The sequence below is a fragment of the Rhizobium sp. LEGMi-198b genome, from assembly GCF_054114205.1.
In genome coordinates, this window is sequence record NZ_JBSYVH010000007.1 from 121,488 (window position 1) to 133,686 (window position 12,199).

At 53.2% G+C, this 12,199-nt stretch carries 12 protein-coding genes; 11 read left to right on the plus strand and 1 reads right to left on the minus strand.

What is annotated here, in order from left to right; translation table 11 throughout:
* Positions 1 to 4 precede the first annotated feature (4 nt).
* From gmd to ACXHXG_RS24320, 11 genes are all read left to right on the plus strand, one after another.
* Positions 5 to 988: a GDP-mannose 4,6-dehydratase gene (gmd, locus tag ACXHXG_RS24270; RefSeq protein WP_457900986.1), complete on the plus strand. Its 984-nt coding sequence runs from the start codon at positions 5 to 7 to the stop codon at positions 986 to 988.
* Positions 989 to 996: 8 nt separating this feature from the next.
* Positions 997 to 1,938 (plus strand): NAD-dependent epimerase/dehydratase family protein, encoded by a 942-nt coding sequence (locus ACXHXG_RS24275; RefSeq protein ID WP_457900987.1) that lies wholly within the window; start codon positions 997 to 999, stop codon positions 1,936 to 1,938.
* 110 nt (positions 1,939 to 2,048) lie between these two features.
* Positions 2,049 to 3,017, plus strand: a complete 969-nt coding sequence (locus tag ACXHXG_RS24280; RefSeq protein WP_457900988.1) for a glycosyltransferase family protein — start codon at positions 2,049 to 2,051, stop codon at positions 3,015 to 3,017.
* Between the two features lie 9 nt (positions 3,018 to 3,026).
* Positions 3,027 to 4,199 (plus strand): glycosyltransferase family 4 protein, encoded by a 1,173-nt coding sequence (locus ACXHXG_RS24285; protein ID WP_457900989.1) that lies wholly within the window; start codon positions 3,027 to 3,029, stop codon positions 4,197 to 4,199.
* A gap of 22 nt (positions 4,200 to 4,221) precedes the next feature.
* The gene (locus ACXHXG_RS24290) at positions 4,222 to 5,517 is read left to right on the plus strand and encodes a glycosyltransferase family 4 protein (RefSeq protein ID WP_457900990.1); all 1,296 of its coding nucleotides are present in this window, start codon (positions 4,222 to 4,224) and stop codon (positions 5,515 to 5,517) included.
* A complete protein-coding gene (locus tag ACXHXG_RS24295; protein WP_457900991.1) occupies positions 5,514 to 7,196 on the plus strand; it encodes a hypothetical protein in 1,683 nt (560 codons plus the stop codon). The genes ACXHXG_RS24290 and ACXHXG_RS24295 overlap by 4 nt, the downstream gene beginning before the upstream one ends.
* 54 nt (positions 7,197 to 7,250) lie before the next feature.
* Complete coding sequence (gene rfbF, locus ACXHXG_RS24300; RefSeq protein WP_457900992.1) at positions 7,251 to 8,018, plus strand: glucose-1-phosphate cytidylyltransferase; 768 nt, start codon at positions 7,251 to 7,253, stop codon at positions 8,016 to 8,018.
* Positions 8,019 to 8,020: 2 nt separating this feature from the next.
* On the plus strand, positions 8,021 to 9,097 hold the full coding sequence (gene rfbG / locus ACXHXG_RS24305; protein ID WP_457900993.1) for a CDP-glucose 4,6-dehydratase: 1,077 nt from the start codon (positions 8,021 to 8,023) through the stop codon (positions 9,095 to 9,097).
* Complete coding sequence (gene rfbC, locus ACXHXG_RS24310; RefSeq protein WP_457900994.1) at positions 9,094 to 9,645, plus strand: dTDP-4-dehydrorhamnose 3,5-epimerase; 552 nt, start codon at positions 9,094 to 9,096, stop codon at positions 9,643 to 9,645. Before rfbG ends, rfbC begins: the two co-directional genes overlap by 4 nt.
* A complete protein-coding gene (locus ACXHXG_RS24315) occupies positions 9,642 to 10,868 on the plus strand; it encodes a class I SAM-dependent methyltransferase (protein ID WP_457900995.1) in 1,227 nt (408 codons plus the stop codon). Before rfbC ends, ACXHXG_RS24315 begins: the two co-directional genes overlap by 4 nt.
* Positions 10,865 to 11,710 (plus strand): NAD-dependent epimerase/dehydratase family protein, encoded by an 846-nt coding sequence (locus tag ACXHXG_RS24320; protein WP_457900996.1) that lies wholly within the window; start codon positions 10,865 to 10,867, stop codon positions 11,708 to 11,710. Before ACXHXG_RS24315 ends, ACXHXG_RS24320 begins: the two co-directional genes overlap by 4 nt.
* Positions 11,711 to 11,858: 148 nt before the next feature.
* On the opposite strand, the gene ACXHXG_RS24325 is transcribed toward ACXHXG_RS24320, so the two are convergent.
* Positions 11,859 to 12,176 (minus strand): hypothetical protein, encoded by a 318-nt coding sequence (locus ACXHXG_RS24325; RefSeq protein WP_457900997.1) that lies wholly within the window; start codon positions 12,174 to 12,176, stop codon positions 11,859 to 11,861.
* Positions 12,177 to 12,199 lie beyond the last annotated feature (23 nt).

The following is a 12,199-nucleotide window of genomic DNA, read 5'->3' on the forward strand; positions in this document are numbered from 1 at the left end:
GCTTATGAACAAATCGGCTCTCATAACAGGGATTACCGGTCAAGACGGAGCCTATTTGGCGCAATTACTGCTGACTAAGGGTTATCGCGTATTTGGTTTGGCACGTCGATCCAGCACATCTGAACTAAATCTGTCACGACTGCAATGGCTTGGCATAGCCAACGATGTCGAGATCCTTGATGGCGACCTCAGCGACCTTTCATCACTTATGCGTGCATGCAGGATCGCTGAACCGTCCGAAATCTACAATCTCGCCGCCCAATCGTTTGTGGCAACGTCCTGGTCCCAGCCTCTTCTAACGGCGAACATTACCGCGGTTGGTGTCGCAAATATGCTGGAGGCTTTGCACACTTGCTGCCCTGATGCGCGCTTCTATCAAGCGTCTTCCTCTGAAATGTACGGACTTATCCGGGAACCGCGTCAAACCGAGCAGACGCCATTCTATCCTCGGTCACCGTATGCCGTTGCCAAGCTTTACGGACATTGGATTACCGTTAACTATCGCGAAAGTCATAAGCTGTTCGCTACGTCGGGTATTTTATTCAATCACGAGTCGCCGCTCCGCGGGATCGAGTTCGTGACGCGCAAGATCACCGACGGCGTTGCACGCATCAAGTTGCGGCTCCAAGATAAGTTGACGCTTGGCAATCTTGATGCGACGCGCGACTGGGGCCATGCCAAAGACTACACACGCGCAATGTGGCTGATGCTCCAGCAGGATGTTGCCGATGATTATGTTATCGCGACAGGCGTCACCACTTCCGTCCGAGATTTTTGTCAATCAGCCTTCGCTCACGTAGGCTTGAACTACGAAGATCACGTTGTAACAAATCCACGCTTCCTTAGGCCAGCCGAAGTGGACGTTTTGCTCGGGGATTCGACCAAGGCCCGTCGGGAGCTTGGCTGGCAACCTGAGATCAGTCTCAGTGAGATGATCTCGGAAATGGTCGAGGCCGACCTTAAACGGCTTTCAAAAAGAGAGGCTTAACCAACGAGATGAGGATTCTGGTAACAGGTGCGGCCGGCTTCGTTGGAAGTCACATGTGCCAAAGGCTGATGGTCGAGCGCAAGGCTTGCGATCTCGCGGTGGGAGGACTTGTGCAACAACTCCCGACGATAGCGCTTGACGGGGTCGATTATTTTGTCGCTGATGTTGCCGATGTTGAGGCCGTGAATTCCGCCGTTCGCAAATTTGCGCCTGATCGCATCCTTCACCTAGCAGCCGTAGCTTCGCCAAGGCTTGCAACCAGCACGGAAGCCTGGAGAGTTAATCTCAACGGAACCCTAAACATCGCCTCCGCTGTACTGCGTCATGCGCCCTCGTGCCGACTCTACTACGTCAGCACGGGGATGGTGTACGGACGAAGCTTTGCGCAGCGCTTGCCAGTGACGGAAGACGTACCGATCAATGCCATGGATGACTATTCCGCAACCAAGGTGGCCTCCGAGGTTGCACTGCAACACTTCGGTCAGCAAGGTCTTTCTTTTGCTATTATTCGGCCGTTCAACCACAGCGGGCCTGGGCAGTCGCCGCTCTATGCCTTACCCCGTTTTGCGCAGTCTATTACAAGAATCGAAGCTGGTCTCGACGATCCTATACTCCGGGTCGGCAGCCTCGATAGTGAAAGAGATTTTCTTCACATTTCTGACATTGTGGATGCATACTGGAAGGCGTTGACCATGCCAGGGGAGCTTTGTGGTCAGATATGGAATGTTTGCTCCGGAAATGCGGTGCGCATGCGCGAGCTTGTAAGCCTTTTCAGGTCGGAGGCGCGTCTCAGTATTGCCGTCGAGGAGAACCCGTCAATTCCCGACCAATTTCCATATATGGTTGGGAATTCAGCCCGGGTAGAAAGCGAGTTATCTTGGCAACCTAAGCTAGATCTCGATGTATTGGTTCGAGATGTCCTTGAATATGAACGCCGCAGATTGAATTAGTCGCGGCGAATTGGACGCCAAGATGACGGAGACGACGCTGGCGCAATACGCTTTGGTTGTGGCAACGCTGACCAACAGAACTGAACAAAGCAACTGCCCACGAACATTCTTTGTATGGCCGCATCAAAAAATCCGGCCTGGGCACTATTGAGAGCGGGCGCATGATCCATATCCCCATTCAAATCTCGTCAAGCGCTGCCGAGTTCGAGCGCTATATGCGCGATTGTGTCCTATCGCTGCGCCATCAAAACGGCGTCGGCGAACGATACAGGCTAACCGTGAATGTCGCCGTGTACGAGCCTGTGCGGGAATCCGCCCTAGAGCAGATTAAGGCCTTTACCGAAGATCATTTCACTATAAACCTCATCACGGTAGACCGAAATTGCGGTTACGGCGAAAAGCAGAATTTGATTTGGAACGAATTTACCAAAAAACTCTCCGACTCATTTGACGCGTTCATGACGATGAACCCGGACATGATCCTCATGCCCGATGCCCTGGAAAAACTCTACTCGACTTTCGTTGCTAGCGCCGGTCGAGCCAGTATCGTCGAAGCCCGGCAATTCCCGATCGAAAATCCCCCCAGGGCTTTTAACCGGCAGACACTCGAGGTGAATTGGTGTAGCGGAGCCTGCATTCTGATTTCTGCCGCCTTTTTCGAACGCTCCAAGGGATTCGATGAAACCATCTATCTATATTGCGAAGATGTTGACCTGAGCTGGCGTGCTTGGCTCGATGGAGGGCAATGTCTTTACTGTCATGACGCGGTTGTCGCACATATGACACAAGGCATTTTTGAGGCTCGCTACAATTCGCACTCGGTCGCAGTCCACGAATTTAGCATGGCCCTCAGCCACTTGATCCTGACATGGAAGTATTTTTCAGCGAATAGCGCGCTATTTGAATCAAAAATGAAATTGTTCTGGAATAATCAATGGATTGCGCGCCATACCAAGGATGCCGCTGTGGCAAGGCTTGAAGAGATCAAGCCACTAATCGCCCGGCATGTGAAAGCGCATCCCAGGATCGAGATCCTGGATCTTGGTCTGTATTCTGCAATGCGACCCAATTTGATTTGAGGCAGACCATTGAAAATCGCTTTTGACGGCTACGCTCTCAGGTTTCCCCGCACAGGTATAGTGAACTACAGTTATGCTGTAGCGCGTGGCTACCGTGAACGCGTTGCCCCGGAAGACTTCCGAATTCTCATCGGGGACCGCAATGTCACAGACCAGGAGATCGCAGCCTTTCTCCAACTTGGCGACGTTGCCGCGATCTTGGGGATACAGCGGGAAAGTTTGGTCGAGAAAATTCGGCGCAAGCTAACTCGCAACGTGTTTCACAACTACATGCCCGGTCTCGGCACCGCGATTGCCAAGGCAACCCAGGCAGTCGATGTCTATCATTGCATCGACTGGTTCTTCGAACCTCCATCGCACACAAAGCTCAATGTGATTACATGGTTCGATCTGACGACGACCTTGTTTCCGCAATTTCATGAGGAACTGAACATCACAAAAGAGCGCATGAAAATGAAGCGTCTTGCCGACTTCGATCATGTGTTCTGCATTTCTGCTGCCACACGAAACGACCTTTTAATGCATGCTGATGTTGATCCGGCTAAAGTAAGTGTGAACTATATTGACGCCGATCCTATTTTCGACTGGGGCGTATTTGCGGATCGAGAATCGCTTCTTGCGAAATTCGGCATTCCAAAAGATCACCGCTATCTGTTATCGGTGTCCACAATCGAACCGCGAAAGAATTTCGAGCAAGTTCTGAATGCTTTCGGAGCTTTCGTCCGGGCCAATCCCAAGGAACCTTACGTCCTAGTCTGTACAGGCATGTGGGGTTGGAAAAACGACGATCTAAAAAACTATCTCGCTCAATGCGGTTTTGCAGATCGTGTAATTTTCACTGGCTTCGCCGAGTTGACGGATTTGCCGTCGCTCTACCATCACGCTGATTGCTTTCTCTATCTCTCCCTCTATGAAGGGTTTGGTCTGCCCATTCTCGAAGCAATGAAATCGGGTTGTCCTGTGATCTGCTCCGACACTTCGTCCATGCCAGAGGTGATTGGCGATGCGGGAATCCTCGTTTCGCCCTCCGATGTCGAAGGCACGGCAAAGGCGATCAATGCGATCGTGTATGATCCGGCAAATGCAGAGCAGATGCGGGTAGCTGGCTTGGCTCGAAGCGGGAATTTTTCATGGAAGCATCACCTGGATCGTCTGATGCAGGTATATGAGCAAGCCCTCTAAGCCCCAGGAGAAAGGGATTCGGATGGCCTTGAAAATCGGCTTCCTAACAGAACGATTGCTTCTGGGCTACGGCGTTGACCTTGTAGTTGATCAGTATGCCAGCCTCCTTACAAAAGGAGGCCACGACGTCGTGGTTTTTTGCCAGAAGCTCGATAGGTCCGTTCCAAGGCCCTATAGAGTGGTCGACTTGTCAGGTCAGAAAACCCCTCTCACGACAAGTTCCATGCCCCGCAATATCATGAACTTCGCAGCCTACTTCAATGATCAAGATATTGATGTCTGGGTAGTCAATACGCCTCCGTTTTATGATGTCACGCCACTGCTACGCGCGCCCGTGGTCATTATCGAATATGGGACTCCGCCCGCCCACTTTTTTGCGCCGGAAATAGGGCGCAATCTAAAGGCGTCAGTCGCTTATCGTTTCAAACGTGTATTTCCTAAGCTTCGTGCTCAGGATAAGATCCTATGCATATCGCAGAGCATCTGGAACTGGTTGCCCGAAAAATCTCGCGCCGTGGCGGCCGTCGTATATCTTGGCTGTGATCATTACTCGAAAGCTGCGGCACAGGAAGCTCAGCGGTTTCGCGACAATCTAAAGTTCGAGCCAGATGCTGTCGTCGTGCTCTGGGTCGGCCGCGTGCAGATCAAGACCGACGAACAGCCCTACAAAGGATTTTCTGAATTCCTCGGAATTGCCGAACGTGCCAGGCTAGCACAACCCAAACTTCGCTTCGTCGTTGTTGGGCGAGGTGGCGACGACGAAGCGGCATTGCTGCACGCCCACAACATCGAACCATGTCTCAATCTACCGGCCGACCAAATGAGTGCAGCATTTGCCGGCAGTGACATTTTCGTCAGTACGTCACACTGGGAAGGATTGAATTTGCCTTTGTTGGAGGCTCAGTATCAGGGGACGCCTGCGATCGCCTATCGACACGGTCCTCACACCGAGGTCGTTCGCGACAAAGAGACTGGGATTCTCGTCGACGATGCCGAAGGTTTTTTGAAGGCGATCCTTTCGCTTGCAAATGACGAGAACGAGCGCTATCGCCTGGCTTCACGTGCACACGCCTTTGCTGCACGCTTTTCATGGGAAAGAAGTGCCATTGAGTTGAGGGATGCCCTCACGCGCGCCGTCGCTCATACCGATAAAGTCGGATTGGGAAAGCAACCGGCTATTGATTTAACCGGTCTGGGCGAATATGCGTTTCTGGCGCGGGACACCTTTAATCGGCACGGATTTGTCTTTTTAATGAAAAGAACCTTGTCTCTGCGTTTCCTCTTCCGTCGCATTCTTCGCCGAAGGGGCAGCCTATGAGCCCGACCATCCCTCTCAATGACTTCGTACTTGCCATTCTAGTCGGAGAGCATCACCAGGCAACCGCTGCCACGCTGGAGTGTCTTGAGCAATGGCGAATATCCGATGCCATTGCCGTCGATCTCGTTGTCAACCACAACTCCCAGCTCGATTATTTCACGTTCTTGGAACAGGTGAGAGCACGTCATCTAGGTAAGCATCTCCTGATCATGCACGCGGACATCTTTTTTGCAGAGGATTTTCTGCATCGTCTGATGGAGCAGATTGCGCTCATCGAGGATGCCGGCCTCGCCTGGGGACTACTCGGCCCCGCAGGCGTCAGCTATCCCTATTTCAAGATTGTCCGAAATATGGTCGATCACCACGGGATTCTTTATCCGTTCCCGCATCCATTGCCGGCCGTACATCTCGACGGCCACCTGCTGGTAATACATAAAGATCTCATTTTTGATTTTGATAAGGAATATCGAGGCTTCCACCACTATGACACCTTGCTCTGCATCCGGTCGTGGGCGCAGGGTCTACCTGTTTTCACGATCAACCTTCCGCTACGACATCTGGGTCAAGGTAACGTCGCCGAATGGCAGGAGCGCTCTGACTTCCTTGGACAGCGTCTCGGTAAGGTCTACGGAAATAAGACAATCGTCACATCCATGGGACCGGTTAAGCTCGACGTGCAGACCGGCATGACGCGGGACTTCTACAAACATGAGGTAGAGGCAACGCTTTCTCGGTGCTTCCAGCACCGCACCCGGCCGGACGTCACCCTCATCATGCGCTGCAGCGACTGTGACGAGAGCGACATACGGGAGGCCCTGCTTGGCGTTTGCGGACAATTCGAAAAAGCATCGCGTGTGATCGTGCTCTGCTCAGATCAGTTACTCACATCCTTGCAGCCCGCGTTTGGTTATTTCGAGAAGTTCGTAGATCTTCTAGCACTCTCCCCCGATCCAGCCATCGCCGTCGCGGCTGAAGATGTTTTGATGGGATGTGGCGAAGCGATAAAAGCGTCGTTGCCGGAGTCCGGACTGGTCGTCTTTCTGGACGCCAAAACTGCGCTGTTCCCGAACTACGTCCGCGACGCTCGTCAGTTCCACGCGCTTGGAGTGGGTGTCGACGACGTTGTGGCCGTCTTCGACATGAACTATGCCGTTCTCGAAGCAGACAGCGAGGGACGTAATCCCGAACCTCGGCTTGTCGAAGGGTGGAGGACTGAAACCGTAGAGGATATCGTTTCCGGTGCCGTCATCCCGCTGGTCTCCTTTGTTATTCCGATAGCAGTCTTCCGTTCCATTCTTGATCGTCATATACGTGGTGCGCTAACGGAAAGACTTTTTGCGTTCAAGCTTGTGGCGCAGGCTCGCATCTTTTTTCTCCGACGGCTCGGCGGCTTCCTGCGCACAAATATGATGCATCTCTCGTTGTCAGCAGGGCCAATGGCGGAAATTGCCATTCATGGTGAGTTTTTGCGTGCGTCTTATCCATTTGCTTACCTTTGGATGAAGCGGCACACCAACGCGCCATCAGCACCCGTGCAGACGCCGGCCATTGGGTCTGTACACATTTCGCGGGAACAATTATTGATAATGAAACTATCCCGGCACCCACGGATAGTCGATGGCATTTTCATGTTCAATGGCTTATGGAAGCGCTTGCGAAGGCATCTTGTTATGCGATAAGCCGGAGTGGAAATGAAGACGAGCGAGCGACTACAAAAGATATAGAGGTATTTGATGAAAGCGGTCATTTTGGCGGGTGGATATGGGACACGAATAAGCGAGGAGTCACATCTGCGTCCAAAGCCGATGATCGAGATAGGTGGCAAGCCAATCTTGTGGCATATCATGAAGATGTACTCCCACCATGGCATCAACGATTTCATTATTTGCCTTGGGTATAAAGGATATATAATCAAGGAATATTTTTCGAATTACTTTCTGCATATGTCGGACGTTACGTTCCGGATGCAGTCGAATGAGATCGAAATACATCAGCGCAACGCTGAACCTTGGAATGTCACCCTCATCGATACAGGGGAGAAATCGATGACGGGCGGTCGCCTCAAGCGCGTGGCACCTTATCTCAACGGCGACACGTTTTGCTTCACCTATGGCGATGGCGTGTCAGACATTGATATCACGACACTTATTGCACATCACCGTGCCGCCGGCCGTAAGGCTACGGTTACGGCGATCCAACCGCCGGGCCGTTACGGCTCATTGTTGATCGAGAATGGTGCGGTTCAGCAATTCCAGGAAAAGCCGGCAGGTGACGGCGTGTGGATCAATGGCGGCTTCTTCGTTCTGGAACCTTCCGCCGTCAATTACATCGAGAGTGATCTTACAATCTGGGAGCAGGAACCGCTCCAAACGCTTGCCCGCGAAAATCAGCTATCGGCCTATAAACATACCGGCTTCTGGCAGGCAATGGACACACTACGTGAAAAGAACCTGCTTGAAGACATGTGGGCTTCCGGCCATGCTCCGTGGAAGAGCTGGTAAGCATGTTCGGCAACATTTACAAAAATCGGAAGGTTTTCGTCACGGGCCATACCGGTTTCAAAGGAAGCTGGCTGTGCCTTTGGCTCCGCCAGCTTGGCGCAGAGCCCGTGGGGCTCGCGCTGGCGCCAGAAACTGAGCCGAGCCATTGGGATTTGCTTGGCTTGGATATGCCGTCTCACTTCGTCGATATTCGCGATCGGAACGCCGTTCGCGATCTTATCGTATCCAGCGGAGCAGAGATCGTTTTCCATCTTGCCGCACAGCCTCTCGTCCGACGTTCATATCGTGAACCTATCGATACCTGGGATATCAATGTCACCGGAACGGTAAACGTTCTGGATGCCTGCCGCGCCAGCGAGGCGGTGAAGGCGATCGTCGCCGTAACGACGGACAAGTGTTACGAAAACAATGAATGGGTTTGGGGCTATCGCGAAACCGATCGTTTGGGCGGCCACGATCCCTATAGCGCATCGAAGGCGGCGGCGGAGATCGCGGCGGCGAGTTATCGCCGGTCGTTTCTGGAAAAGGGTGGCCAGCTACTCGCGACCGCGCGGGCAGGAAACGTCATTGGCGGCGGCGATTGGTCCGAAGACCGGTTAATCCCCGACCTTATCCGCGCGGTGAAAGCCGGGCAAAAGCTGGAAATCCGATCTCCCTCCGCGACGCGCCCCTGGCAACACGTGCTTGAATGCCTCGCCGGCTATCTCATGCTGGGCAAAGCACTACTCGAAGGTGACATCAAGGTTGCCGAGGCTTGGAATTTCGGACCTGAAAAAGAGGGCAATCGTCCGGTTGTCCAGGTGCTTGAAGCCATGCGGGGCGAATGGCCGATTGTCGAATGGTTCCATCCGGCCACGCAGCAGCCGCACGAAGCGAACCTTCTTTATCTTGACAGCAGTAAGGCACGCGAGTTGCTAGGCTGGCGGCCTGTTCTATCTTTCGCCGAAACCGTCGAATTGACGATTTCTTGGTATCGGGAGTTCATTGAAAGCGGCAACGTACCATCGTCACGCCAACTGGAACGTTACTGCGAGCTGGCGTCGACGCGAAGCATAGCTTGGTCCGAGGGCGCGGAATGAAACTGACGAAAACGGAGATTGAAGGACTGTTTATCGCGGAAAGCACGGTTATCGGCGACTCGCGTGGAACATTTTCTCGGGTCTATTGCCAGAACGAACTCGCACCTGCGATCGGCGATCGGACAATATGCCAAGCGAACATTTCAATGACCGCTGCCGTCGGCGCGGTCCGAGGTATGCACTATCAACATACCCCACGGTCCGAGATGAAAATCGTTCGATGCATCGAAGGACGGGTTTTTGATGTTGCTGTAGACCTTCGACGCGGATCTCCCACTTTCTTGCAATGGCATGGCGTCGAGCTTTCCCCTGGGAATCGTCTCGCCTTTGTGATCCCTGAGGGATGTGCGCACGGATTTCAGGTGCTGGAAGAAAGCTCGCGCCTTCTATATCTGCACACGGAATTTTATTCGCCGGAACACGAAGGCGGCGTGCGGTATAACGATCCTCGCGTGGGCATAGAATGGCCGTTGCCACCAGTTCATCTTTCATCCAGGGATGTGAGCCATCCCCTTCTTGACGAAAATTTCCATGGAGTAGACCTATGAAGTGCCGCCATTGTGCAAACGAACTGAAGTTTGTTTTCCTGGACCTCGGTCATGCTCCAGCCTCAAATGACTACTTGAGCGCAGAACAGCTTACGCAATCGGAAATCCACAATCCGTTGCGCCTGTTTGTTTGTGAGGAATGCTGGCTGGTCGAAACCGACGATTATAAGAAGGCTGAAGATCTTTTCGCCCGCGATTATGCTTATTTCTCGTCAACGTCGCAAAGCTGGCTTCGTCATGCCCAGGCTTATTGCGACCAGATTGAGAAACGCCTGGAGCTGTCATCCTCGAGCTTTGTTATTGAGGTCGCTTCCAACGATGGGTATCTCTTAAAGAATTTCGTTGCAAAGGGGATTCCGTGCCTAGGCGTTGAGCCGACGGATAGCACAGCGGATGCCGCAGAGAAACTTGGCGTGCCCACGCTTCGAAAGTTTTTTGGAACAGAAACCGCACGCGCTTTAGTGAGCCAGGGTCAATCGGCGGATCTTATTTGCGGCAACAATGTCTACGCGCATGTGCCCGATATCAACGATTTCACGGCTGGCCTCGAAATTGTGCTGAAACCTGGCGGAACGGTAACGCTGGAATTTCCACATCTGATGCGTCTGATAGAGAGCGTTCAGTTTGATACTGTTTACCATGAACATTTTTCATATCTTTCACTCGGAACAGTGAAACGCATCTTTGAGCGGGCCGGCCTGCGTCTTCTTGATGTGGAGGAAATCCCCACCCATGGCGGGAGTCTTCGGGTGTACGGGTGCCGCACGGCAGATTCGCGAGCGACTTCGCCGAGTGTGCCAGAACTGCTTGAACGGGAAGAGAAATTCGGCCTGAAGAAGCTCGATACCTATCTTGGCTTTCAGCAAAAGGCGAACGTCATCAAGAATGACTTTCTCTCCTTCCTGCTGGAGCAAAAAAGGAACGGCAAGGTCGTGGCGGCCTACGGCGCCGCTGCCAAGGGCAATACGTTGATGAACTATGCGGGGCTCAAGACGGATCTTTTGCAGTTCGTGTGCGATGCCGCACCTTCTAAGCAGGGAAAGTTCATGCCGGGCAGCCACATACCGATCCTGCATCCCGATGAGCTGGCGAAGCGCAAGCCGGACTGGGTCGTGATTTTGCCCTGGAATATTGCCGCGGAGGTCGTTGAAACACAGTCTGTGGTTCGTACCTGGGGTGGTAAGTTCGTCGTTGCCATCCCCACGCTGACCACTCTGCCGTGAAAATCGCGGTTTCGGGCGCCACGGGCTTTGTGGGGAGGCATGTTGTAGCCCGCCTCCTTAAAGATGGGCACGATATCGTGGCGATCGCTCGGGATGCGAGCAAAGCAACCAAAATGCCGTGGGCGGACCAGGTAACGTTTTTGCCTTTCGATTTATATCGGGAGCCAGAAGCGATGGCGTCGCGCATGGAACGCCCTGACGTATTCGTTCATCTCGCCTGGCCGGGTCTTCCCGACTATCGTGGTCTATTTAACCTCACGCATAATCTCGGGGCAGAAATCGCCCTGTTCCGCTGGCTTGTCGAATGGGGCGTAGCTCATTTGGTGGTTGCTGGAACCTGTCTCGAATATGGTTTGCAATTCGGCCCTTTGGCCGAAGATGCAGAGACATGCCCAACGACGCCCTATGGTCTTGCTAAGGATACGCTTCGCAAGACCGTTCAGCTTATGCAGAAGGCGCAGCCGCTCACGTTACAATGGATGCGGCTGTTCTACATGTATGGACCAGGCCAATCGGAAAGAAGTCTTTTATCGCAGCTCGACAAGGCGCTCGCGGAAAAGCGGTCCACGTTTGATATGTCGCCAGGCGATCAGCTTCGCGACTATCTTCCGATCGAGGACGTGGCTGAGCGTTTCGCACGCGTGATTACACAAAAGGAGGTTTCGGGCGTCATAAATTGCTGCAGCGGCCGCCCTGTCTCTGTGCTTGACCTAGTCGAGCGACATCTTGAGGCGAACTCAGGCTCCATTCATTTGAATCGTGGAGTCTATTCCTATCCCGACTACGAGGCGCTCGCTTTCTGGGGTGTGCCTGAAAAATTGAAAGCTCTTGGCTTTTCGTGAAAAGTCGCCTCCGCAGGCATGTCTGCGGCGAATTGAACCAATTCAAAAGGAACTCCCTCGCCGGCGACAGTAGCGTCGGCAACCAAGCCACCGCTCAGCAATATCGTCTACTGTCCGAACACCTGCAAGCGTGACGCGGGCAACTATGCTAAGTTACATCAAACTCAAGGGTTTCCTGGGTGATGTCCCAGGGAGTGGTGTAGCTCTGTTGGTCGTCGAGCTTTCCAGGACTTTTGTCGTCTTCTGCGAATGCGGTGTTTGTTCTCGTGGACATGAATGCTGTGTAGACCGAAGTCTGTGGAGACCGTCGTACCCATACGGTGGAGACCGCGGTAGGCTGATCCTGCATGCCGGTTTTATCGAAGTGCCAGGATTCTTCGTGCGGCTCTCTGATGATCGCCGGCACCGCAGACAGATCGGCCTTGATCTCGGGCTGCGCAACCGTGGAAGCCACAGCCGCGGTCATGGCTTGTGATTTGAGCCTTCGCG